Source organism: Massilia sp. DWR3-1-1, from assembly GCF_049898325.1.
In the GTDB taxonomy this organism is placed as follows: Bacteria; Pseudomonadota; Gammaproteobacteria; order Burkholderiales; family Burkholderiaceae_D; genus JAFCUW01.
Genome location: NZ_JAFCXL010000003.1, coordinates 252,762 through 277,104, shown reverse-complemented (window position 1 = coordinate 277,104; position 24,343 = coordinate 252,762). Strand labels below are relative to the sequence as shown.

The following is a 24,343-nucleotide window of genomic DNA, read 5'->3' as shown; positions in this document are numbered from 1 at the left end:
CGGCGCCACGCGCAATTGGAAACTGAAGGACGAGGTGTGGCTCAATCCAGAAAGGGCTGCGCCTGAATTATTGAAGCTGGCCGCATGAACTGACGCGACATCTTTGTTGACAACTACCGACAGTGGGATACATCAGGATCAGTTCGGTAGGCCAGAACTCTGCACGCCAGCTTGACGGTGTGTCGCTGGATCAGACCTTCACCGATAAGTGCAGCGGTAGCACGACGGATCGCCCGGCCCTTACCGCCACGCTTGCCCACGTCCGCAAGGGCGACACCGTAGTTGTCCACGAAATCAGCCGCCTTGCCCGCAACACCGCCGACTTGCTCGCATTGGTCAAGCAGATGACGGATAAGGGCATAGCGATTGTGTTCAAGAAGGAAGGCTTGACCTTCACCGGCGACAAGGCCAACACGATGAACCAGATGCTCCTGACCATGCTGGGCGCTGTCTCTGCCTTCGAGTTGTCCATGATTAACGAACGCCGGGAAGAGGGACAGGCGAAGGCCCGTGCAGAGGGTAAGCACATGGGACGTTTCGCCAAGCTGTCCGCCGACCAAGTAGCCGACCTCTGCAGCCGTGCAGCAGCAGGCGAGAGCAAGACCAAGCTTGCCGCTGACTTCGGTATCAGCCGTGCCACCCTGTACGCCACTATTAAAGCCGCAGCGTAAGCCGCCACGCCACACACAACACCGGGCAAACTCCGGGTGTGGGGCACCAGCGCCAGCCAGTCCCAGCTTTAATATTTTAGCTGGGACAGATTTTATTTCCCTAGGCCCACGCGGCCATTAAGTCGCCCGTTCGACCTCCGATACTTTTCCGAATCCAGCACCCTCCCGAATGACACGGGCAAGGCTGCTGGATTTTTTTGGTTTTTGTGACCACAGCTACGGTACGATGGCATTCCAATCTGACAACCTTAAACATTCCATGCCTGACATCCAAAAAATGCTCGTTGCCGCTGGTTCGGTTAAGCAGCAGTACGATGAATTTATCCTTCGTGCAAAGGTCACCAAGACTGAACAAGCACGGGCAGCGGCCCATCTGTGCCTGACCATCTGCGAACTCTTCGACGCCACTACGTGCCTTATCGAGAACGGGTTTTCTTCCCATTCGCCCATCCTCGTTCGTTCGATGCTGGAAGGCATGGCGGATTTGAGCATACTTGTGGAGGATGCTACCCACCTTGACCAGATAGCGTTTGAAAGTGCCAAAAGCACCGCGAACACCTTTGAGCGGATAGCCGCCTACCCTGACATGCAGGATCACAGCGTCTCGGCTGATACCGTAAAAGCCGCCGCCGCCGCTTCCGTATTGGAGCGCGACCTGCTGAAAGAAAAAGGATTCAGAACACAGAAGATCGAAGACAAGTTGATGAAGGCTGGACTTGGAGAGTCTTACGCCAGCTACCGGCTTCTATGCGGATATGCTCACAACGATCTGACGACATTAAGTGTTCGCCACTCTGGCCCGGACCTTCGCTACCACCACGAAGCCCCGGACAGCGTCACAAGCGGAATGCTACAAATCGCATTCCGGCTGCTGACCGAAGCAGTCGCCCTACTGCCGAAATTCTCTAACATCCAGGCGGACGAACTGATTGCGGCAAGGATCGGTATGGACGATGAGTGGACGAACGCAGCAGCGTAGCCACCACACAACGGCGGCAGGATGCTTGCTTATCGCTTACTTGGAAAATTAAGTTACTTAGAAAACAGGTTATCCAATCAACTAACCGACTGTAACCCATTGATTTAAAAAGATTTTTTGGTCTGCCCAACAGGAATCGAACCTGTGACCCTCAGCTTAGAAGGCTGATGCTCTATCCAACTGAGCTATGGGCAGAATGTGACTTGATACAGCGACTGAACCGTCGCCAGAAATGAAAACGGGCTGTCACTTGCATGACAGCCCGTCCTTGAAACTTTGGTCGGAGTACAAGGATTCGAACCTTGGACCCCCTGGTCCCAAACCAGGTGCGCTACCGGACTGCGCCACACTCCGAAAACAATATTATAGCGGGAAGACGGGCCATCGTCAATGCGACAGCCGCATCTTCAGCCGAACTCACGCGGCCAAGGGTGTCGGGACGTGATCGGCGATGCGCCGCGCCAGGCTGTGGGCCACGGTCTTGTCCTTCGCTTCCACCATCACGCGGATCAAAGGCTCCGTGCCGGAGGCGCGGATCAGCACCCGGCCGGTGTCGCCCAGTTCGCGTTCGACCGCCTCTTTTTCGGCAACCATGTTCGGATTCTTGGTCCAGTCGAAGCCGGCCGGCACCTTGACGTTGATCAGGGTCTGCGGGAACAGTACCAGGTCGGCGCAGCATTCGGCGAGCGACTTGCCGCAGCGTTTCAAGGCCGACAGCACTTGCAAGGCAGACACGATGCCGTCGCCGGTGGAGTGCTTGTCCAGGGCCAGCAGGTGGCCGGACCCTTCGCCGCCGAACAGCCAGCCCTTCTCTCTCATCACTTCCAGCACATAGCGGTCGCCCACCTTGGCACGTGCAAAGCCCACGCCCAACTGCTTGAATTTGACTTCCAGCGCCATGTTCGTCATCAATGTACCCACGGCGCCGGCCACCGGCCCCGTCGCCAGGCGGTCCAGCACCATCACGTACAGCAACTCGTCACCGTTGTAGATCCGGCCGGTCGCGTCGCACATGATCAGGCGGTCGGCGTCGCCATCGAGGGCGATGCCCAGGTCGGCCTTGTGCTCGACAACGGCAGCGGCCAGCGCTGCCGGGGCGGTGGCGCCAAAGCCGGCGTTGATATTGAAACCGTCCGGGCTGGCACCAATGGCGATCACCTCGGCGCCCAGTTCGTGAAACACGGGCGGCGCGATGTGGTAGGCGGCGCCGTGGGCGCAGTCGACGACGATCTTCATGCCGTGCAGGTCGAGCTCGTTCGGGAAGGTGCCCTTGCAAAATTCAATGTAGCGGCCCTGGGCGTCGAACAGGCGCTTGGCGCGGCCCAGGCGCTGGGGAGGCACGCACTCCATCGGCAAGTCGATGGCCGCCTCGATCTCCGCCTCGACCTGGTCCGGCAACTTGGTGCCGTGCTCGGAAAAGAATTTGATGCCGTTGTCCTGAAACGGGTTGTGCGACGCGGAAATGACCACGCCGGCCGCCAGGCGCAGCGCACGCGTGAGGTAAGCAATGGCCGGGGTCGGCATGGGACCGGCCAGCATCACGTCGACGCCGGCGGCGGCAAAGCCCGATTCCAGCGCCGCTTCCAGCATGTAGCCGGAGATGCGGGTGTCCTTGCCGATCAGCACCGTCGGACGGCCGCCCGCGGGCGGGCTCTTGGCCAGTACCTTGCCGGCGGCGTAGCCCAGGCGCATGACGAAGTCAGGGGTGATCGGCGCGACGCCAACCAGGCCACGGATGCCATCGGTACCAAAATATTTACGTCCCATATTGTTCTCTTCTCTTCGTCAGTTATTGGGTGCCCGCCTGCTGCCACACTTTCAGGGCATCGACGGTCTCAGACACATCATGAACGCGAATCAGGGCCGCGCCCTGCGCCACCGCAGCCAATGCGCCGGCCAGGCTGCCGGCCAGGCGCTGCTCGACGGGACGGCCGGTGATGGCGCCAATCATCGATTTGCGCGACAGCCCAGCCAGTACGGGCAAGTCCAGCTCCCGTTCGATGCGGCCTATGTTTCTTAGCAAGGCCACATTATGGGCCACGGTTTTGCCAAAACCAAAGCCGGGGTCGATACACAATCTGTTACGGGCAATTCCCGCCCGGGTCAAAGCTTCGATGCGCCCCGCCAGGAAGTCGATTACCTCGGCGACGACGTCGGTGTACTGCGCCTGCTGCTGCATGGTGGCGGGCGTTGCCACCATATGCATGATGCACAGGCCGCAGTCGCTGTCCCGCACGGCGTCGATGGCGCCGGGCGCGCGAAATCCGTTGACGTCGTTGATCATGTCGGCGCCGGCGATGACCGCCTCGCGCATCACCGCCGGCTTCAACGTGTCCACCGACAAAGGTTTGCCCAGGCCCCGCAAGGCGTACAGGGCTGGCATTACTCGCTGCAATTCTTCTTCCACCGACACGGGCGCCGACCCGGGACGGGTCGACTCGCCGCCGATGTCGATCATGTCGGCGCCGTCGGCCACCATCTCTTCGGCGCGCGAGATGGCAAACTCGAGCGACTGGAAGCGCCCGCCATCGGAGAACGAGTCCGGGGTGACGTTGAGTATGCCCATCACCAGCGCCGAGGCGGCATCGCCGCCCGTGCCGGCGTCCGCACCGAGGGAATAGCCAAAGCGGCCGCATTGCAAAAAATGTCGCATCGTAATTTACACCGGGATGAAAACTGCCAGGGGCATGCTCGAATGAAAAAAAGGCACCCGAGGATGCCTTTTCAACTTCAAGCGCTCATTGACGCGCCAGCAACCATCAGGCAGGCGCGGTGGCGTTGGGCGATACACCGCCCGTGCCGCTGTCGCCCGGAGGCGGCGTGCGCTTGGTCAAATTGGTCGACGTGGGCGTGCGTGGTTCGTTACCGGCCATGATGTCGTTGATCTGGTCGGCGTCGATGGTTTCCCAGTCGAGCAGCGCACGCGTCATGGCTTCGACCTTGTCGCGGTTTTCTTCCAGCAGGCGGCGGGCCAGCGCGTATTGCGTGTCAAGAATGTTGCGGATCTCGGCATCGACCTTTTGCTGGGTCGCTTCCGAAATGGTCTTGGTGGCGCCACCGAAGAAACCTTCGTTTTCGCTGTCTTCGTAGACCATCACACCCATGCTGTCAGACATGCCGAAGCGGGTGACCATCGAGCGGGCCAACTTGGTGGCACGCGAGAAGTCGTTCGAGGCGCCCGTGGACATCTGGCCGACAAAAATTTCTTCAGCGATACGGCCACCGAACAGGATCGAGATTTCTTCCAGCATTTTGTCCTTGTAGCCGGACAGTGCGTCGTGTTCGGGCAACTGCCAGGTCAGGCCAAGGGCATAGCCGCGCGGCATGATGGTGACCTTGTGGACGGGATCCGCCTTCGGCAACAGCTTGGCGATGACGGCGTGGCCCGACTCGTGATAGGCCGTGTTGCGACGTTCTTCCTCGCGCATGACCATCGATTTGCGCTCGGGACCCATGTAGATCTTGTCCTTGGCATCTTCGAAGTCGCTCATTTCCACCAGGCGCTTGCTGCGACGGGCGGCGAACAGGGCCGCTTCGTTGACCAGGTTGGCCAGGTCGGCGCCCGAGAAACCCGGCGTGCCGCGGGCCAGGATGTCGGCCTTGACGTCGGTGCTGATAGGCACTTTGCGCATGTGGACATTGAGAATCTGCTCACGACCGCGGATGTCCGGCAGGCCGACCATCACCTGGCGGTCGAAACGGCCCGGACGCAGCAGCGCTTTGTCGAGCACATCGGCGCGGTTGGTCGCGGCGACGACGATGACGCCGGAGCTCGCTTCAAAGCCATCCATTTCGACCAGCAACTGGTTGAGCGTCTGTTCGCGCTCGTCGTTCCCGCCACCCATGCCGGCGCCACGGTGACGACCGACGGCGTCGATCTCATCGATGAAAATGATGCAGGGCGAGTGCTTTTTCGCGTTTTCGAACATGTCGCGCACGCGACTGGCGCCCACGCCGACAAACATTTCAACGAAGTCGGAACCGGAGATGGAAAAGAACGGTACTTTCGCTTCGCCGGCAATGGCGCGCGCCAGCAGCGTCTTGCCGGTGCCCGGTGGGCCGACCATGAGCACACCGCGGGGAATGCGGCCGCCCAGTTTCTGGAACTTGGTGGGGTCCTTGAGGAAGTCGACGATTTCGTTGACTTCTTCTTTCGCTTCGTCGCAACCGGCGACGTCAGCGAAGGTAACGGTGTTATTCGTTTCGTCCATCATGCGGGCCTTCGATTTACCGAAGGAGAAGGCGCCGCCCTTGCCGCCGCCCTGCATCTGGCGCATGAAGAACACCCACACGCCGATCAGCAGCAGCATGGGGAACCAGGAGATGAAAATTTGCTGCAGGAAGCCGGCTTCCTCGGGCGGTTTGATGTCGAAGTGGACGCCGTTGGCGACCATGTCGCTGACCAGACCCTTGTCGAGCGGGGTGGCGGTGGCGCGCACCTTGGTGTCGTCGGCGCGCAAGGCGGTGATGTTCTGTCCTTCGATGACGACGTCCTTCAGCCGACGCGCCTTGATGTCGTCGAGCAGTTCGGAGTACGCGATGGTCTTGCTGCCGCCGGCGGTGCTGTGATTGTCAAACTGCTTGAACAGCATGAACAGCAGTAAGGCAACGACCACCCAGATGGCGGATTTGGAAAACATGTTATTCACGAAAACTCCTTCGATGCTGACGCATCCTGTACCCAAGTGTAGTACACCGATTTTACTCGCAATAGCCGGGCCATGCCACGCACGCCCCAGCGACCGCATAAAAAACCACTCAAATCAACCGCTCCGGCTGCCGGGACCCTGCCTGGCACTGCGTAAACACCGGAACTTTGGCAGATGTGCGGCCAGCGCGGGCAAAAATCAAGAGCGCGATTGATCCATCAGATCAATTTCTTCCTCTTCCACCCGGGTTTGCACGCCAGGATTCTTCAAGCCCTTGCCAACGAGGAAAATTTCCGACGATTTATCGCGACTCGCCTTTGGCTTGACCTGCTTGACGACCTTGAACTCGGCGCGGAATTTTTCAACGATTTGCGAAAAACCCATGTCCTTGAAACATTTAACGACCAGCGCACCACTGGGCTTGAGGTGCAGTTGCGAAAATTCGATGGCCAGGTCGATCAGGTGTTCCATGCGCGCCGAGTCGGCGGTGGGTATGCCCGACAGGTTCGGCGCCATGTCCGACAGCACCACGTCGACCTGGCGCCCGGCCAGGATCACGGCCAGTTCGCGCAGCACGCGGCCTTCGCGGAAGTCGCCCAGGATGAAATGGACGTCGGCGATGGGCTCCATCGGCAGCATATCCAGGCCGATCATGGTGCCATCAATGCCGCCCCCTTCCTTGCCCGACAGCTTGCGGCGCACGTACTGGCTCCAGCTGCCGGGAGTGCTGCCCAGGTCGACGATGACCTGGCCGGGCTTGATCAGTTTTTCCGTTTCGTCGATCTCTTTGAGCTTGAACGCCGCGCGCGCGCGGTAACCCTCTTTTTGCGCCAACTTGACGTAAGGGTCGTTGATATGGTCATGCAACCAATTCTTGTTTAATTTTTTCTTCTTCATTCGCGTAGAATACTGCTTTTAAAAGGTTTAACTAAGGTTTGTCCAAAAATATGCAAAAACTTACCCCCGCCGAGCGCAGCGAACTGCGCGCCGAAGCCCACGGGCTCAAGCCAGTCGTCATGATCGGCGAGTCGGGTCTGACCGAATCCGTCTTGAAGGAAATCTCGGCCAGCCTGGACTCCCATGGCCTGATCAAGATCCGCGTCGCCGGCGATGACCGCGAAGCGCGCGTGGCCATGTACGAGCAAATCACCACCGACCTGGGCGCCCACCCCGTCCAGCACATCGGCAAGCTGCTGGTGGTGTACCGCCCGAAAGTCGAAGCGCTCAAGGAACGCTCGAGCAAGGCCGGCAAAGGCATGCGCGAAGTGACCATCGTCAAGGCCAGCGCCAGCGGCACCAAGCGCCCCAGCGTCACCAAGGTCATGATCAAAGGAAATGAACGGGTCACCGAAGGCGGCACCATCAAGCGCGCCAAGCCGCGCCAGACCAGCCCGAAAAAAGGCGCCCTCGGTCGCTAATCGAACGCCAGCGTCCTCTGACCGTCTGCCCTGCCCCGCTCACCGCGGCGCAGGGCTTTTTTTCAGCGCAGCTTGAGCAGCAGCGCCCCCGCCAGCACGCTCTCGACCAGATAGAACAGCTGCGACAGGCCATGCAGCATGCCGAAACTGCGCCCCTGCGGCGTGCCGGCCAGGCCGGCCGCGCCGGCGTCGAGCTTCAACTGCGCCATCACCGGCTGCAAGCCCAGGTAGATCACCAAGGCGCAGGCGAGCATCGCGCCGACGATCGACAGGACCGACTTGCGCCGGGCCGGGGCCAGCTCACCCCGCCCCACCAACACGAACAGCAGCAGCGCGCAGGCGATTGCCAGCCACGCCTGGCTGCGCAGCAGGAAGCCGACGATGGTCCCGGCCAGCACGTTGTCGTGCAAGGACAGGAACAGCGTGGGCGCCACCACGTAGCCGATCGTCCACAGGCTGCCGGCCCACAGGGCGGCCACCAGCAGGCGCAGGGGTGACAATAGCCGGGCCATGCGGATCAGATGTATTTGACTTCGAGAATTTCGTACTCGCGCGGGCCCGACGGCGCCTGCACTTCGACGACGTCGCCGGCGTACTTGCCGATCAGGGCGCGGGCGATCGGCGAGGTCACCGACACCTTCGACAGCTTCAGGTCCGCTTCGTCCATGCCGACGATCTGGTAGGTCACTTTCTGGCCGTTTTCCAGGTCTTCCAGATCGACCGTGGCGGCAAACACCACGCGCCCTTCGGCGTCGAGGGTGACCGGATCGATGATCTGGGCGGCGCCCAGTTTACCTTCGAGTTCGGCGATGCGCCCTTCGACGAAGGCCTGGCGCTCCTTGGCGGCGTCGTACTCGGCGTTTTCGGACAGATCCCCGTGCGAGCGCGCCTCGGAGATGGCGTCGATGACGATGCGGCGCTCTTTGGTTTTCAGTTGATGCAGTTCTTCCTTGAGAAGTTCAGCGCCAAATTTGGTCAATGGAACGGATGTGTTCATGGTGTGTGCTTCTATGGTGTGAGGAGTGGCGTGACCCAAAATGAAAACCACAGAGGCGCACGACGCAAATCGCGCGAACTCTGTGGTCAAGAGGTACAGCAGGAGTATAGCTTAGGACTACCGCATGCGGCCTAGTTTAAGGTTTTATGCAGACCTTGTAAATCGTAGACGTGCAACTCGTTCAGGTGGCGCATGCCCTCGACGGCCGCTTCCGCGCCGGCGATGGTGGTGTAGGTGACCACGCGGGCGTGCAGCGCCGAGGTACGGATGGCGCGCGAATCGACGATGGCGCTGCGCTTTTCCTCGACCGTGTTGACCACCATGGCGATCTCGTGATTCTTGATCATGTCGACGATGTGCGGACGCCCCTCGAGCACCTTGTTGACGGCGCTGACGGGAATGCCGGCGGCGGCGATGACGGCCGCGGTGCCCTTGGTGGCCACCAGCTGGAAGCCCCGCTCGACCAGGTTGCGCGCCACCGCCACGGTACGCGGCTTGTCGGACGCCTTCACCGACAGGAACACCTTGCCCGATTCGGGCAGCTTGACGCCGGCGCCCAGCTGCGACTTGACGAACGCTTCGCCGAACGTCATGCCAACGCCCATCACTTCACCGGTCGACTTCATCTCGGGGCCGAGAATGGTGTCGACACCGGGGAATTTGACGAACGGGAACACCGCTTCCTTGACGCTGAAGAACGGCGGCACCACCTCCTTGGTGATGCCCTGCTGCGCCAGGGTTTGCCCGACCATGCAGCGCGCCGCGATCTTCGCCAGTTGCAGGCCGGTCGCTTTCGACACGAAGGGCACGGTGCGCGAGGCGCGCGGGTTCACTTCGAGCACGAACACGGTGTCGACCATCACGCCGTCGACCTCGTGTTTCTGAATCGCGAACTGCACGTTCATCAGGCCGATGACATTGAGGCCCTTGGCCATCAGGGCGGTCTGGCGCTTGAGTTCATCGATGGTCGCCTGCGACAGCGAATACGGTGGCAGCGAGCAGGCCGAGTCGCCCGAGTGCACGCCCGCCTGTTCGATGTGTTCCATCACGCCGCCGATGAAGGTGGTCTCGCCGTCGGAGATGCAGTCGACGTCGCACTCGATGGCGTCGTTGAGGAAGCGGTCGAGCAGCACCGGCGAATCGTGCGACACCTTGACCGCTTCGCGCATGTAGCGCTCGAGGTCGCGTTGTTCGTGGACGATTTCCATGGCCCGGCCACCGAGCACGTACGAAGGACGCACCACCAGCGGATAGCCGATTTCCTTGGCCAGCTCCAGCGCTTCCGGCTCGGTGCGCGCGGTGCGGTTGGGCGGCTGGCGCAGGCCCAGCGTTTGCAGCAGTTGCTGGAAGCGCTCGCGGTCTTCGGCCGCATCGATCATGTCGGGCGAGGTGCCGATGATGGGCACGCCGTTGCGCTCGAGGTCCAGCGCCAGCTTCAAGGGGGTCTGGCCGCCGTACTGGACGATCACGCCCACCGGCTTTTCGAGGGCGACGATTTCGAGCACGTCTTCCAGCGTGAGCGACTCGAAATACAGGCGGTCGGAGGTGTCGTAGTCGGTCGAAACGGTCTCGGGATTACAGTTGACCATGATGGTCTCGTAGCCGTCTTCGCGCATCGCCAGCGCCGCGTGCACGCAGCAGTAGTCGAATTCGATACCCTGGCCGATGCGGTTCGGACCACCGCCGAGCACCATGATCTTCTTGCGGTCGGTCGGCTTCGATTCGCACTCTTCCTCGTAGGTCGAGTACATATACGCCGTGTTGGTGGCAAATTCGGCGGCGCAGGTGTCGACCCGTTTATAGACGGGGCGGATGCCCATGCTGTGGCGGCGTTCGCGCACGGCGGTGTCGGTCACGTGCAGCAGGAAGGCCAGGCGGCGGTCCGAAAAGCCCTTCTGCTTCAACTTGTAGAGCATGGGCTTGTCGAGCGCGTCGAGCTGCTGGTTGTCCAGCCACAGTTCGATGTCGACGATTTCCTTGATCTGCACCAGGAACCACGGATCGATGTGGGTCAGCGCGTGCACTTCCTCGAGCGTGAAGCCCTGGGCGAAGGCGTCGCCCACGTACCAGATGCGTTCCGGTCCCGGCTCGCCCAGCTCTTCTTCGATCGTCTCGCGGTCGCGGGTTTTTTCGTTCAGGCCATCGACGCCCACTTCCAGCCCGCGCAGGGCCTTCTGGAACGACTCCTGGAAGGTGCGGCCGATCGCCATCACTTCGCCCACCGACTTCATTTGGGTCGTCAGGTGCTGGTCGGCGGTGGGGAATTTTTCAAACGTGAAGCGGGGGATTTTCACCACGACGTAATCGATGGCCGGCTCGAAGCTGGCCGGCGTGGCGCCGCCCGTGATCTCGTTGCGCAGCTCGTCGAGGGTGAAGCCCACGGCCAGCTTTGCAGCGATCTTGGCGATCGGGAAGCCCGTCGCTTTCGACGCCAGCGCGGACGAGCGCGACACCCGCGGATTCATCTCGATGACGATCATGCGACCGTCTTCGGGATTGATGGCGAACTGCACGTTCGAGCCGCCCGTGTCGACGCCGATCTCGCGCAGCACCGCCAGCGAGGCGTTGCGCATGATCTGGTATTCCTTGTCCGTCAGCGTTTGCGCCGGCGCGACCGTGATCGAGTCGCCCGTGTGCACGCCCATCGGATCGAGGTTTTCGATCGAGCAGATGATGATGCAGTTGTCCGCCTTGTCGCGCACCACTTCCATCTCGTACTCTTTCCAGCCGATCAGCGATTCTTCAATCAGCAGTTCGGTGGTGGGCGACGCTTCCAGGCCGCGCTTGCAGATGGTCTCGAATTCTTCTTCGTTGTAGGCGATGCCGCCGCCGGTGCCGCCCATGGTGAACGAGGGCCGGATGATGGTCGGAAAACCCATCTCGCGCTGCACCACCCATGATTCTTCCATGTTGTGAGCGACGCCGCTGCGGGCCGAACCGAGGCCGATCTTCGTCATCGCCTGCTTGAACTTGGAGCGGTCCTCGGCCTTGTCGATCGCTTCGGGCGAAGCGCCGATCAGTTCGACGTTGTACTTGGCGAGGATGCCGTTGTTGTGCAGGTCGAGCGCGCAATTGAGCGCCGTCTGGCCGCCCATGGTGGGCAGGATGGCGTCGGGACGCTCCTTGGCGATGATGCTCTCGACGACCTTCCAGGTGATCGGCTCGATGTAGGTGACATCGGCCATCTCCGGGTCCGTCATGATGGTGGCCGGGTTGCTGTTGACGAGGATGACTTTGTAGCCTTCTTCGCGCAGCGCCTTGCAGGCTTGCGCCCCGGAGTAATCGAATTCGCAGGCCTGGCCGATGATGATCGGGCCGGCGCCAATGATCAGGATGCTTTTAATGTCACTACGCTTTGGCATATTATTTACTCTCGTGCTTTTGTTCTTTACCCGCCGCTTGCATCAGGCTGATGAAGCGGTCAAACAGGTAGGCGACGTCGGTCGGGCCGGGCGAGGCTTCAGGGTGGCCCTGGAAGCAGAACGCCGGCTTGTCGGTGCGGGCAAAGCCCTGCAGCGAGCCGTCGAACAGCGACACGTGGGTCACGCGGCAGTTCGCTGGCAGGGTGGCCGCGTCAACGGCGAAACCGTGGTTTTGCGAGGTGATCAGCACCTGTTTCGAGTCGAGGTCCTGCACCGGGTGATTGGCGCCGTGGTGGCCGAACTTCATCTTCAGGGTGGTCGCGCCGGAGGCCAGCGCCATGATCTGGTGGCCCAGGCAAATGCCGAAGGTGGGGATGCCCCGTTCGATCAGTTCGGCCGTGGCGGCGATGGCGTAGTCGCACGGTTGCGGGTCGCCCGGACCGTTGGCGAGGAAGATGCCGTCCGGGTTCAGGGCCAGCGCGTCGGCGGCGCTCGCCTGTGCGGGCAGCACCGTGATGCGGCAGCCGCGCTGGGCCAGCATGCGCAGGATGTTGCGCTTGACGCCGTAGTCGAACGCCACCACGTGGTACTGCGGCGCGTCCTGCTTGCCGTAGCCCTCGCCCAGCACCCATTCGGTCTCGGTCCACTCGTAGGCAGCCTTGGTCGAGACCACCTTGGCCAGGTCCATGCCGGCCAGGCCGGGGAAGGAGCGGGCCAGGTCGAGCGCCTGCGCCACCGACGGCTCGTTGCCCTGGGTGCCGGTGAGGATGGCGCCGCTCTGGGCGCCCTTCTCGCGCAGCAGGCGGGTCAGCTTGCGGGTATCGATGCCGGCGATGGCGACGATGTTTTCCGCCTTCAGGTAGTCCGACAGCGATTGGGTGGAGCGGAAGTTCGAGGCCAGCAGGGGCAGGTCACGAATGATCAGGCCGGCGGCGTGCACTTTCGACCCTTCGACATCTTCGGCATTGATGCCGTAGTTGCCCACGTGGGGATAGGTCAGGGTGACGATCTGGCGGGTGTAGCTGGGATCGGTCAGGATTTCCTGATAGCCGGTCATGGCGGTATTGAAAACCACCTCACCGGTGGTGTGGCCGGCAGCGCCGATGGCGATCCCTTTAAAGATCGTGCCGTCGGCAAGCGCCAGGATGGCGGGGACGGCAGGGCCAGAAAAAAATGGCGGCAAGGGTAACTCCTGATAAAGTTACCGTAGCTGCGCCACGTCAGGCCGACGCCCGTCAAGCCGAGCCAGTTTCACTCGGGGCAGACGTCGATGCAATGATGGGATGGTGGGTCGTCGCTACGGTAGATGTGGAATGGCTAAACCTCCGGATTATAGCGCAAGCGGCGGCCTTCGGCAATCCACGCCGTAACATTGTAGGCCAGCGGACGTGAGATAATGGGGGCAGATGGCGCATGACGCCAGTCACAACAGGAGAATCAGGCAATGACGACATTTGGCTTCGATACCCCGATGGAACGCCCCCTTCCGGGCGGGCGGGCCGCCGTATTCGTGCCGCACCTTGATGCCGTCGAGGTGGTCAAGGAAGCACTCAAGAATGGCTCCGGCATGGTCGGCTTCGGCAACGCCGACCGCACCGTCACGCTCTACTTCGAGAACAACCGCTTCCGCGACCCCGCCCTGCACGCCTGGCAGGACAAGATCTTCAAGGCCTACAGCCGGATGGTCGAGCAGGCGCCCACGGTCAACAAAGTCACCTGCCCCGCCGACAGCGTGGTGCAGATCGGCTTTGTCGAAGGCAGCGAAATCCTGGTGCGCGACATGACCAATCTGCAAGCCTGGCTGGTGCGCAGCGGCGCGCCCGATTCGATGCCCGAGAGCGCCGACATTCACGCCCGGTAATGCGATACAGAATTAATTAAATTGAATTAATACCGTATCGCAATGGGCATTTACAGGCCCAGGGCGGCGATGCCCGCCTTGGCGACCTGCGCATCTTCCGCCGATTTCACGCCCGACACACCCACCGCGCCCACGCACTGGCCGTCGACCATGATGGGCACGCCGCCCTCGAGCATGCCTTCGAGTTCCGGCGCCGACAGGAAGGACACGCGGCCGTTGTTGATGATGTCTTCGTAGATTTTGCTTTCACGGCAGCCCAGCGCCGCCGTTCTTGCCTTGGCCGGCCCGATGTGGGAGGAAATCGGCGCCACGCCGTCCAGCCGCTGCAGCCAGATCAGGTGGCCGCCGTCGTCGACGATGGCAATCACCACGGCCCAGTTGTGGGCGTTCGCTTCGGCTTCACAGGCAGCGGCGATTTTCTTGGCGTCGTCGAGGGTCAGTACGGGTTTGGTTTTCATGCCAGGTCCTTGAGTAAAAAGAAAAAAACGTTATTACGGTTGTTGGCGGGCCTTGAGCTTGGCCTTGAGTTGCGGCATGACGGCCGCGGCCGCCTGCTCGCCGGCCAGGATGGCCAGGTTGCGCGCATTGAAATCGCCGCCGCCCATGCTGCCCAGGCTGGGGGTAATGACAATGTCGGCGTCTTTCAGTTCGTAGTGGTTCAGGCGCTGGCCCATGATGCTGAAGGTCTGCATCAGCACTTCCAGCGAGCTGAGCGTTGCTTGGCTGTCCGTTTGCGTCGAGATATTCACGGCGATGATGAAATCGGCCCCCATCTCGCGGGCGAAGCGCACCGGCACGGGCGCCACCAGGCCGCCGTCGACATAGGTGCGGTTGCCGATTTTCACGGGCTGGAACACGCTGGGCACGCTCGATGAGGCGCGCACGGCCTGGCCGGTATTACCCCGCTGGAACAGGATGGGCTGACCACTGTTGAGGTCGGTGGCGACGGCGCCGAACGGGATTTTCAGCTTCTCCATGGGCGCGTTGCGCACCGCCTTGTTGACGTAATTCTGCAGGGCGTCGCCCTTGAGCACCCCGGACACCTTGCCGAACAGGGGAATGGCCCAGTCGGAAATGGTCGCCTCGTCCATCTCCATGGCCACCCGCTGCAGGGCGAAACCGTTGTTGCCGGCCGCGTACAGGGCGCCCACCACGCTGCCGGCGCTGGTGCCGACGACGATGTCGGCATAGATGCCTTGCGCTTCGAGGGCCTTGATGACGCCGATGTGGGCGAAGCCGCGCGCGGCGCCGCCGCCCAGGGCCAGGCCAATCTTGATTTTACGGGGTGGTGCGAGGACGGCGGGCGGGGCCACGGCCAGCGGCGTGTCCGGCACCAACGGGGCGCTGGCGCGGCAACCGGCCAGCAACAGGGCGCCGACGGCGAGCAGGGAGAGACGGCGTGAAGTCATTGGCTGTTCGAGTGTGGATCAGCCTGTAATTGTAGCGTAGGGGCGACGCCCCTGCCGATTAACGTTTCGGGAACATCACCGTGAAAGTGCTGCCCTTGCCCGGCTCCGAATGGATGCTCAGGCTGGCCCGGTGCCGCAGCAGCACGTGCTTGACGATGGCCAGCCCCAGCCCGGTGCCCTGGGTCTCGCGCGAGCGGCTCTTGTCGACGCGGTAGAAGCGCTCGGTGAGGCGGGCGATATGCAGCTGGTCGATGCCGATGCCCGTATCGGTGACGGAAAACTGCGGCCCCTCGGGCATGTCGCGCCAGCGCAATTGCACCGCGCCGCCGGGCGCCGTGTAGCGCACCGCGTTCGAGGCCAGGTTGGCAAAGGCGCTGCGCAACTCGTCGGCGCTGCCCACCACGTCGGGTCCCTCGATGCTGGCGCTGATGGCATGCTGGCCGCCCGACAGCGCCCTCGCCTCCTCCAGCACATCCTCGATCACCGCCTTCACCGCCACCGGTTCCGGCCGCAGCGGGTAGTCGACCGATTCGAGCCGCGACAAGGTCAGCATGTCCTCGATCAGCCGCTGCATGCGGTGGCCCTGCTCCGTCATCAGCTTCAGGTGGGCCTGGCGGCTGGCCACGTCCAGGTCCGGCGTGGTCGAAGCGATTTCCAGGAAACCGACGATCACGGTCAGGGGCGTGCGCAATTCGTGCGAGGCGTTGGCGATGAAATCGCGGCGCATTTCCTCGATGCGGGCCGACTCGGTGGCGTCGTGGGTGACGAGGATCTGGCGGCGGTTTTCAAACGGGATGATCTGCACGATCAGCTTGCGGTCGCGCAGGGACAGCGTGAGCGGCTGCTCGTAGCGCCCCAGCACGATGTAATCGATGAAGTCGGGATGGCGCACCAGGTTGGTCACGCGCATACCCTTGTCGCGCGCGAGCGTCAGGCCCAGGTGGCGCTCGGCGGCCGGGTTGCACCACTCGAGAAACAGGACGTCGTCCATGATGGCCACGCCGTCGGGCAGCAGGTGCATCGCCTGGCGAAAGCGGGCCAGCCACTCGGTCAGTTCGGCCTGGCTGCGCTCGTCGTCGCGGCGCAGGCGGTACAGGCGCGAAAACACATCGGTCCAGGCGCCCCAGCCGTCGGGCAGCTTGGCGCTGTTGAAATCGTCGAGCCAGTTGCTCAGTTGCTGCAGGTACGACAGCTGCAGCAGGATCTGGAACAGCAGCAGCAGCACCGCCACCGACAGGCCGGCCACCACCCCCGCCATCGACCAGGCCAGGCCGGCCAGGCCCAATAACATCAGCAGGCGCAACAAGGCGGGCACCCAGAACAGCAGCCGAGGATTCATTATTTTTCCGACAACATGTAACCAACACTGCGCACCGTGCGCACCAGGCCTTCGGCGTCCTTGAGGGCCTTGCGCAGGCGCAGCACGTGGACGTCGACGGTGCGCTCTTCGATCACGGCGTGGTTGCCCCACACCTTGTCGAGCAGCTGGCTGCGCGAAAATACCCGCTCCGGATGGGCCATCAAGAATTTGAGCAGCTTGAATTCGGCCTGGCCGATGTCGATGCGTTCGCCGCTGATCGACACGCTATTGCTGACCGGATCGAGCAGCACCGTGCCCACCCGCAGCGACTGCTCGGCCAGCTCGGGCGCATTGCGGCGCATCAAGGCTTTGACGCGCGCCAGCAATTCGCGGGGCGAAAACGGCTTGGTCACGTAATCGTCGGCGCCATTGTTCAGGCCGGCGATCTTGTCCTCTTCCATGCTCTTGGCGGTGAGCATGATGACGGGGATTTTTTGAAAATTCCGGTCGGCGCGGATACGCGCCAGCAGGCGCAGTCCGGTCTGGTCGGGCAGCATCCAGTCGAGCAGGATCAGCTTGGGCGTGTGGCCGGCCAGAAACTCCCAGGCTTCGGCGCAGCTTTGCACGGCCACCAGTTCCCAGGCCGCTTCGCGCAGGGAAAATTTAACCAGTTCGATAATCGCCGGCTCGTCCTCAACGATCAATACCGTTGTCGCATCATGGGCAAGCTCGCGCACCATTGCCCGTTCCGTACTTGAGATCGCGCTTGCCATTGCCGCTTACACCCCCGTGCCCAGCGCGGACGCCGAGGGTTTCGAGTGGCGGATATCCTTGCCCTCGACGACATAAATGACGTATTCGGCGATATTTTTCGCATGGTCGCCGATCCGCTCGATCGCCTTGGCCACCCACAGGGTGTCGAGGGCGGACGAAATGGTGCGCGGGTCTTCCATCATGAACGTGATCAGGGTGCGCATGATGGCGCGAAATTCGTGGTCGATGATCTCGTCCTGGGCGATCAGCGCCATCGCCTGCTTGCCGTCGAGGCGGGCGAAGGCGTCGAGCGCGTCGTGCAGCATGTCCGAGGTCAGGCCGGCGATCGAGCGCACCGTTTCAAAGTGATTGATGCCGACCACGCCGCGCGTGTGCAGCGACTTGCTCATGCGGGCGATTTTTGCCGCCTCGTCGCCGATGCGCTCAAGGTCGGTAATCACCTTGATGGTGGCCATCACGGTGCGCAGGTCGTTGGCGGCGGGCTGGCGGCGCACGATCAGGTGGCTGCAGGCATCGTCGAGCGACACTTCCAACTGGTTGACGGCATCGTCCTCGCCGATCACGCGGTCGGACTGCTCGATGTCGCCCACGCGGAAACAGTTCATGGCGTCCGTGAACTGGGTTTCAACGATGCCGCCCATCAGCAGAACTTTCGAGCGGATCGCTTCGAGTTCGTTGTCGTATTGTTTGGATGAATGCTCGCCTATCATTGCTGCTCTCCGTCGTATTGGTATGGTGCGTGTTCTGCGCGTGATCAGCCGAAGCGGCCGGTGATGTAGTCCTGGGTTTCCTTACGGGCCGGATTCATGAACAACTGGTCCGTCTCGCCGAATTCCACCAGTTCTCCAAGATACATATACGCCGTGTAGTCCGAACAGCGGGCCGCCTGCTGCATATTGTGGGTGACGATGGCAATCGTGTAATCCTGCTTGAGTTCGCTGATCAGTTCTTCCACCTTGGCCGTCGAGATGGGGTCGAGCGCCGAGGTGGGCTCGTCGAGCAGCAGCACATCGGGCTTGACGGCGACGCCGCGGGCGATGCACAGGCGCTGCTGCTGGCCGCCCGACAGCGACAGGCCGCTTTTACTGAGCTTGTCCTTCGCTTCGTTCCACAGGGCGGCTTTTTTCAGGGCCCATTCGACGCGCTCGTCCATTTCGCCTTTCGACAGGTTTTCGTACAGGCGCACGCCAAAGGCAATGTTGTCATAGATTGACATGGGAAACGGCGTCGGCTTCTGAAAAACCATGCCCACCTTGGCGCGCAACATGTTGACGTCCTGGTCCGCATCGAGAATGTTGTGGCCCCGGTACATGATCGACCCTTCGGCACGCTGGCCCGGGTACAAATCGTACATCCGGTTCAAGGTGCGCAGCAAGGTCGACTTGCCGCAGCCGGACGGGCCGATGAAGGCCGTCACCTGCTTCTCGTGGATGTCGAGGTTGACGTTGGTGAGGCTCTGGGCCTTACCGTAGAAAAAATTCAGGCCCGAGATCTCGATGGTCTTGGCGCGTGGGCTGACGGTGGGAATCGCGGTAGGCATAGGCAGTGTCATGTGAGTCTTTCGATCAATTCGGCGTTTTTTGGCTGAATACGGTGCGCGACAGAATATTGAGCAGCAGCACGCTGAAGGTGACGATCAGCGCCCCGGCCCAGGCCAGATTGCGCCAGTTGTCGTACGGGCTCATGGCGAAGCCGTAGATCACCACCGGCAGGTTGGCCAGCGGCGCGTTCATGTCGGAGCTGAAGAACTGGTTGTTGAGGGCCGTGAACAGCAGGGGCGCCGTCTCGCCGGAAATACGCGCCAGCGCCAGCAGCACGCCCGTGACCACACCCGCCTTGACGGCGCGCAGGCGCACCATGGTGGCCACCTTCCAGCGCGGCGCGCCCAGCGCAAAGGCCGCTTCGAGCAGGCTGTTGGGCACCAGCCGCAGCATATTGTCGGTCGTGCGCACCACCACCGGCACGGCGATGAGCGACAGGGCGATGGTGCCGGCCCAGCCCGAAAAGTGCTTGACCTGGGCCACGTAGAGCGCGTACACGAACAGGCCGATGACGATCGACGGCGCCGACAGCATGATGTCGGTGACGAAACGGGTGACATTGGCAAACTTGTTGCGCTCGCCAAATTCGGCCAGGTACATGCCGGCGAAAATGCCGATCGGCGTGCTGATCGCCGTCGACAGGGTCACCATCATCAGGCTGCCGAAGATGGCATTGCGCAAGCCGCCACCTTCGCTGGCCGGGGCCGGCGTGTCGTTCGTCAGGATGGTCGCGGTCAAGCCACCGAAACCCTTGATCAGCAGGGTGATCAGGATCCAGGTGAGCACGGCCAGGCCGAGCGACATGGCAAACACGGACAGGGCGATGCCGATGCGGTGGCGCAGCAGGCGGCGCCGGTACACGGGGTTGTTGGCGGCGTGGGTCATGGCCGGGTTCATTGAATGCCCTCCTTGCGGGACATACCGGCCAGCATCAGCTTGGCGGCGGACAGGACGATAAAGGTGATGGCGAACAGGATCAGCGCCAGCGCGAACAGGGACGACACGTGCAGCGGATTGGAGGCCTCGGCGAATTCATTGGCCAGCGTCGAGGAGATCGAATTGCCGGCCGAGAACAGCGACCAGGACAGGGTATTCGCATTGCCGATCACAAAGGTGACGGCCATGGTCTCGCCCAGCGCGCGGCCCAAGCCCAGCATGACGCCGCCCACCACGCCCGTCTTGGTGTAAGGCAGCACGATCTTGCGCACCACTTCCCACTTGGTGCAGCCCAGGCCGTAGGCCGATTCCTTGAGCACGGCCGGCACGATTTCAAACACGTCGCGCATGACGGAGGAGATGAAGGGGATGATCATGACCGCCAGGATCAGGCCGGCGGTGAGGATGCCCATGCCCATGGTGGGGCCGGAAAACAGCTTGCCGATGATGGGCAGCGCGCCCAGCGTCTGCTTGAGAAACGGTTGCACGTAGTCGCCGAACAGGGGCGCGAACACGAACAGGCCCCACATGCCGTAGATGATGGAAGGCACGCCGGCGAGCAGTTCGACGGCGGTGCCCATCGGCCGGCGCAGCCAGACGGGGCAAATTTCCGTGAGAAACAGGGCAATGCCGAAGCTGATGGGAAAGGCGATCAGCAGGGCAATGAAAGAGGTGACCAGGGTGCCCGTGATGGCGATCAAGGCGCCATACTGGTCGTTGACGGGGTCCCATTCGACGCGGGTAATGAAGCCGGGGCCGAATTCGCGGAAGGCGGGGATGGCGCCGATAATCAGTGACACGATGATGCCGATTAGCACCAGCAAGACCGATGCGGCAAACAGCATCGTGACTTTATGGAACAGGAAATCTTGCATGCGCTGCTTGCGCATGGTCGAAACCATCGCGGCATGGCTGACCGAAGGTTCGGTCGCCTGCATGTCAGCCAGGGCTGCTGGAGAATTCGCACTCATGGGGAAGAGTCTTTATGTGCTCGCAACCGCACCGCCTGCTTTATGGGCAAACGGTGCGGTCGCGAAGTTGTCTAACTAGGTAAATCGATTACCAGATTGCCTTGCCCGATGCATCTTTCAGGTTGGCTTTCCAGCTGTCTTCGACCAGCTTGGTGACGCTTGCTGGCATTGGCACGTAGTCCAGTTCAGCAGCGGCAGCGGTGCCGTTCTTGTAGGCCCAGTCAAAGAATTTCAACACTTCCTTGCCCTTGGCGCCGTCAGCTTGCGACTTGTGCATCAGGATGTAGGACACGCCCGTGATCGGCCAGCTTTGCTTGCCGCCCGCGTCCGTCAGCACGACGGCGAAGCCGGGGGTCTTGGTCCACTCGGCGCTGGCGGCGGCGGCCTTGAAGTTGTCGTCGTCCGGCTGCAGGAACACGCCGTCCTTGTTTTTCAGCTGGGTGTGCGACATCTTGTTTTTCTTGGCATAAGCCCACTCGACGTAGCCAATCGAACCCTTGATGCGCTGCACGTTGGCGGCGACGCCATCGTTGCCCTTGCCGCCCAGGCCCAGTGCCCATTTGACGGCGGTGCCGGAACCGATCTTGGTCTTGAACTCAGGATTGGTTTTCGACAGGAAGTCGGTGAACAGGAAGGACGTGCCCGAACCGTCGGCGCGGTGCACCACGGTGATGTCGTCGGCTGGCAGCTTCATGCCAGGATTCAAGGCGACGATTTCCGGGGCATTCCACTTGGTGATCTTGCCCAGGTAGATGTCACCGACGACCTGGCCCGTCAGCTTCATGGCGCCGGGGGCGATGCCGTCCAGGTTGACCACGGTGACCACGCCGCCCATGATGGCGGGAAATTGCACGAGGCCGTCGGCATCGAGTTCAGCTGCTGGCAAAGGCATGTCGGAGGCGCCGAAGTCGACCGTCTTGGCCTTGATCTGCTTGATGCCGGCACCCGAGCCCACCGATTGGTAGTTCAGGCCGTTGCCGGTGCTTTTCTTGTACATTTCCGCCCACTTGGCGTAGATCGGATACGGGAACGTCGCGCCGGCGCCGGTCATGTCGGCGGCCAGGGTGGCGGACGAGGTGAAGATGGTGGCAGAACCGATCAACATCGAGGCGAACAGCTGTTTCATGCGCATATCAATTCCTTTGGGGTGGATGGTAGGACGGGTGAATGCTGCGCAGTCTACCGCCCGAATATGACACGTTTATGACAAGACCAAACTTGTTGAAATAATTGCTGCGCGCCTATGATATCCCAGTTGGGTAGCAGGCAGGCGCCGCAGCACCCGATTCATCGAGGTCACGCCTTTGTCATATTTAACCGATAGAATGGGCTGTTGATAAATTGAGCACGCGCCGCCCCGCCAATGACTTCCAAAGCCCCACCGCCAGTCGTACTGCCGAAACCTGTCATATTCCTCGACCGCGAGGTCTCACTGCTGATGTTCAACCGCCGCGTGCTGGCGCAGGCGGAGGACAAGCGCCTGCCGCTGCTCGAGCGGCTCCGTTATCTGTGCATTGTCAGCAACAACCTCGATGAATTTTTCGAAGTGCGCATGGCCAGCCTGCTGGCCCAGGACGCCCTGCATCCGGACCCGGCGCTGGCCGTCATGTTCGAGCGCATCGGCGCCGAGTGCCACGCGCTGGTCAAGCAACAGTACGACATCCTCAACACGGAAGTGCTGCCGCAACTGCGCCAGCGCGGCGTGCACCTGGTGCGCCACAACGACCGCAACGAGGCGCAGCGGGCCTGGGTCAAGCAATATTTCGACCAGCAGGTGCGGCCCCTGCTGACCCCGATCGGGCTCGATCCCGCCCACCCCTTCCCCCAGGTCAGCAATAAAAGTCTCAATTTCATCGTTTCGCTGTCGGGCAAGGATGCGTTCGGCCGGGGCACCGCGATTGCCATCGTCAAGGCGCCGCGCGTGCTGCCCCGCGTGATCGAACTGCCCGAGCACCTCACGCGCGGCGGCGGCCAGTCGTTCTGCCTGCTCAGCTCCGTCATCCACGCCCACATGGACGAGATGTTCACCGGTCGCGACGTGCTGGCCTATTCGCAGTTCCGGGTCACCCGCGACAGCGACCTGTGGGTCGACGAGGGCGAAGTGAAAAACCTGCGCCAGGCCTTGAAGGGCGAATTGCAAGGCCGGCAGTTCGGCACGGCCGTGCGGCTCGAAGTGGCCAAGAACTGCCCGGACGAGCTGTCGCAGTTCCTGCTCGACCAGTTCAATCTGTCACCGAGCCGCCTCTACCCCGTCGACGGCCCCGTCAACCTGGTGCGCCTGGCGGAAATGATCAACCAGGTGCGCCAGCCCGCCCTGCGCTTTACACCCTTCATTCCCGGCATGCCGCCGAAAATGGCCAATCTCGACATTTTCGAGCAGATGAGCCGCCACGACATCCTGCTGCACCACCCGTTCCAGTCGTTCCAGCCCGTCATCGATTTCATCTGCGTGGCCGCCAACGACCCGCAGGTGGTGGCCATCAAGCAGACCATTTACCGCACCGGCATGGATTCGGACCTGATGGAAGCGCTCGTCACGGCGGCGCGGCGCGGCAAGGAAGTCATCGTCATCGTCGAACTAAAGGCGCGCTTCGACGAAGAGGCGAACATCAACTGGGCCGACAAGCTCGAACAGGCCGGCGCCCAGGTCGTGTACGGCGTGGTCGGCCTGAAAACCCACGCCAAGGTGGCCCTGGTGATCCGCCGCGAAGCCGAGGGGCTGCGCTACTACGCCCACCTGGGCACCGGCAACTACCACCTCACCACCACCCGCCTGTACACCGATTTTGGTTTGCTCACCGCCAACCGGCAGATGGGCGCCGAAGTCAACGAAGTGTTCATCCACCTGACCAGCCTGACCAAGCCCCATAAACTGACGCACCTGTGGCTGGCGCCGTTCGCCCTCCAGAGCGAACTGGTCAAGGCGATCCGCAACGAGGCGCGCATCGCCAAGGCGGGCCGCCAGGGGCGCATCATCGTCAAGGTCAACGCCATGGTCGACGAGTCGCTCATCCGCGCCCTCTACGCTGCCTCCCACGACGGCGTCAAGATCGACCTGATCGTGCGCGGCGCCTGTACCTTGCGCCCGGGCGTGCCGGGCCTGTCGGAGAATATCCGGGTACGCTCGATCATCGGCCGCTTCCTCGAGCACAGCCGGATTTATTATTTCCGCAACGACCTCGCGCACGATGTGCACCTGGCCAGCGCCGACTGGATGAGCCGCAACCTGTTCCGCCGCATCGAGGTGGCCTTTCCCGTGCTCGACAAGGCGCTCAAGCGCCGCGTCATCACGGAAGGATTGAACCCCTACCTGAAAGACAACTCCAACGCCTGGGAGCTCGACGCCGACGGCAATTATCACCGCCGCCGCACGCGCGCGCGCCAGAACGAGTTTTCGGCGCAGCGCTACCTGATGGACTTACTCGGCAGCACCGAGAGCAGCATCGATACCTGATACTGTAGCGTCTTTACCTGG

Annotated in this window: 22 protein-coding genes and 2 tRNA genes; 5 read left to right on the top strand and 19 right to left on the bottom strand. The window is 62.1% G+C overall.

From position 1 onward, the window contains the following. Positions 1–122 precede the first annotated feature (122 nt). A complete protein-coding gene (locus tag ACP7EY_RS05395; protein WP_426191232.1) occupies positions 123–671 on the top strand; it encodes a recombinase family protein in 549 nt (182 codons plus the stop codon). 259 nt (positions 672–930) lie between these two features. Further along, positions 931–1,650: a DUF5677 domain-containing protein gene (locus ACP7EY_RS05390; protein ID WP_426191230.1), complete on the top strand. Its 720-nt coding sequence runs from the start codon at positions 931–933 to the stop codon at positions 1,648–1,650. A gap of 118 nt (positions 1,651–1,768) precedes the next feature. Here ACP7EY_RS05390 and ACP7EY_RS05385 read toward each other — a convergent pair. The 6 genes from ACP7EY_RS05385 to ACP7EY_RS05360 all read right to left on the bottom strand — a co-directional run bounded on the left by ACP7EY_RS05385 (position 1,769) and on the right by ACP7EY_RS05360 (position 7,196). Next, a tRNA-Arg gene (locus ACP7EY_RS05385) sits at positions 1,769–1,845 on the bottom strand. Positions 1,846–1,927: 82 nt separating this feature from the next. Further along, positions 1,928–2,004, bottom strand: a tRNA-Pro gene (locus ACP7EY_RS05380). A gap of 63 nt (positions 2,005–2,067) precedes the next feature. Then, positions 2,068–3,417, bottom strand: a complete 1,350-nt coding sequence (gene glmM, locus ACP7EY_RS05375; RefSeq protein WP_426191228.1) for a phosphoglucosamine mutase — start codon at positions 3,415–3,417, stop codon at positions 2,068–2,070. Positions 3,418–3,439: 22 nt separating this feature from the next. Next, positions 3,440–4,303 (bottom strand): dihydropteroate synthase, encoded by an 864-nt coding sequence (folP, locus tag ACP7EY_RS05370; RefSeq protein WP_426191226.1) that lies wholly within the window; start codon positions 4,301–4,303, stop codon positions 3,440–3,442. Between the two features lie 106 nt (positions 4,304–4,409). After that, positions 4,410–6,290 carry an ATP-dependent zinc metalloprotease FtsH gene (ftsH, locus tag ACP7EY_RS05365; protein WP_426191224.1) on the bottom strand — a complete coding sequence of 627 codons (1,881 nt, stop codon included), beginning with the start codon at positions 6,288–6,290 and terminating at the stop codon, positions 4,410–4,412. Positions 6,291–6,497: 207 nt separating this feature from the next. Continuing rightward, positions 6,498–7,196, bottom strand: a complete 699-nt coding sequence (locus ACP7EY_RS05360; RefSeq protein WP_426191222.1) for an RlmE family RNA methyltransferase — start codon at positions 7,194–7,196, stop codon at positions 6,498–6,500. 50 nt (positions 7,197–7,246) lie between these two features. On the opposite strand from ACP7EY_RS05360, the gene ACP7EY_RS05355 reads away from it, so the two are divergent. Then, entirely contained in the window at positions 7,247–7,717 is a 471-nt protein-coding gene (locus ACP7EY_RS05355; protein ID WP_426191220.1) for a YhbY family RNA-binding protein, read from the top strand. A 62-nt stretch (positions 7,718–7,779) separates the two neighbouring features. Here ACP7EY_RS05355 and ACP7EY_RS05350 read toward each other — a convergent pair whose 3' ends face one another. The 4 genes from ACP7EY_RS05350 to carA form a co-directional block, all read right to left on the bottom strand. Further along, complete coding sequence (locus ACP7EY_RS05350) at positions 7,780–8,229, bottom strand: DUF4149 domain-containing protein (protein WP_426191218.1); 450 nt, start codon at positions 8,227–8,229, stop codon at positions 7,780–7,782. A gap of 5 nt (positions 8,230–8,234) precedes the next feature. Beyond that, positions 8,235–8,714, bottom strand: a complete 480-nt coding sequence (greA, locus tag ACP7EY_RS05345; RefSeq protein ID WP_426191216.1) for a transcription elongation factor GreA — start codon at positions 8,712–8,714, stop codon at positions 8,235–8,237. Between the two features lie 131 nt (positions 8,715–8,845). Beyond that, positions 8,846–12,076, bottom strand: coding sequence for a carbamoyl-phosphate synthase large subunit (carB, locus tag ACP7EY_RS05340; RefSeq protein ID WP_426191214.1), 3,231 nt, complete (start codon positions 12,074–12,076; stop codon positions 8,846–8,848). Position 12,077: 1 nt separating this feature from the next. Beyond that, positions 12,078–13,259, bottom strand: a complete 1,182-nt coding sequence (gene carA, locus ACP7EY_RS05335; RefSeq protein WP_426191212.1) for a glutamine-hydrolyzing carbamoyl-phosphate synthase small subunit — start codon at positions 13,257–13,259, stop codon at positions 12,078–12,080. Positions 13,260–13,520: 261 nt separating this feature from the next. Between carA and ACP7EY_RS05330 the strand changes: the two genes are divergently transcribed. Continuing rightward, positions 13,521–13,937 carry a hypothetical protein gene (locus tag ACP7EY_RS05330; RefSeq protein WP_426191210.1) on the top strand — a complete coding sequence of 139 codons (417 nt, stop codon included), beginning with the start codon at positions 13,521–13,523 and terminating at the stop codon, positions 13,935–13,937. A gap of 50 nt (positions 13,938–13,987) precedes the next feature. Here ACP7EY_RS05330 and ACP7EY_RS05325 read toward each other — a convergent pair whose 3' ends face one another. The 9 genes from ACP7EY_RS05325 to pstS all read right to left on the bottom strand — a co-directional run bounded on the left by ACP7EY_RS05325 (position 13,988) and on the right by pstS (position 22,000). Next, a complete protein-coding gene (locus tag ACP7EY_RS05325; protein WP_426191208.1) occupies positions 13,988–14,395 on the bottom strand; it encodes a GlcG/HbpS family heme-binding protein in 408 nt (135 codons plus the stop codon). Between the two features lie 33 nt (positions 14,396–14,428). Beyond that, complete coding sequence (locus ACP7EY_RS05320) at positions 14,429–15,346, bottom strand: patatin-like phospholipase family protein (RefSeq protein WP_426191206.1); 918 nt, start codon at positions 15,344–15,346, stop codon at positions 14,429–14,431. Positions 15,347–15,404: 58 nt separating this feature from the next. Then, complete coding sequence (phoR, locus tag ACP7EY_RS05315) at positions 15,405–16,685, bottom strand: phosphate regulon sensor histidine kinase PhoR (protein WP_426191204.1); 1,281 nt, start codon at positions 16,683–16,685, stop codon at positions 15,405–15,407. Further along, positions 16,685–17,386 carry a response regulator gene (locus tag ACP7EY_RS05310; RefSeq protein WP_426191202.1) on the bottom strand — a complete coding sequence of 234 codons (702 nt, stop codon included), beginning with the start codon at positions 17,384–17,386 and terminating at the stop codon, positions 16,685–16,687. Before ACP7EY_RS05310 ends, phoR begins: the two co-directional genes overlap by 1 nt. Before the next feature lie 39 nt (positions 17,387–17,425). Then, the gene (phoU, locus tag ACP7EY_RS05305) at positions 17,426–18,130 is read right to left on the bottom strand and encodes a phosphate signaling complex protein PhoU (RefSeq protein WP_426191200.1); all 705 of its coding nucleotides are present in this window, start codon (positions 18,128–18,130) and stop codon (positions 17,426–17,428) included. Positions 18,131–18,174: 44 nt separating this feature from the next. Then, entirely contained in the window at positions 18,175–18,960 is a 786-nt protein-coding gene (gene pstB / locus ACP7EY_RS05300) for a phosphate ABC transporter ATP-binding protein PstB (RefSeq protein WP_426191248.1), read from the bottom strand. 25 nt (positions 18,961–18,985) lie between these two features. Then, on the bottom strand, positions 18,986–19,858 hold the full coding sequence (gene pstA, locus ACP7EY_RS05295; protein ID WP_426191198.1) for a phosphate ABC transporter permease PstA: 873 nt from the start codon (positions 19,856–19,858) through the stop codon (positions 18,986–18,988). Further along, complete coding sequence (pstC, locus tag ACP7EY_RS05290; RefSeq protein ID WP_426191246.1) at positions 19,855–20,835, bottom strand: phosphate ABC transporter permease subunit PstC; 981 nt, start codon at positions 20,833–20,835, stop codon at positions 19,855–19,857. Before pstC ends, pstA begins: the two co-directional genes overlap by 4 nt. Before the next feature lie 121 nt (positions 20,836–20,956). Continuing rightward, positions 20,957–22,000 (bottom strand): phosphate ABC transporter substrate-binding protein PstS, encoded by a 1,044-nt coding sequence (gene pstS / locus ACP7EY_RS05285; protein WP_426191196.1) that lies wholly within the window; start codon positions 21,998–22,000, stop codon positions 20,957–20,959. 231 nt (positions 22,001–22,231) lie between these two features. On the opposite strand from pstS, the gene ppk1 reads away from it, so the two are divergent. Then, a complete protein-coding gene (ppk1, locus tag ACP7EY_RS05280) occupies positions 22,232–24,322 on the top strand; it encodes a polyphosphate kinase 1 (protein WP_426191194.1) in 2,091 nt (696 codons plus the stop codon). The last annotated feature ends 21 nt before the right edge of the window (positions 24,323–24,343 follow it).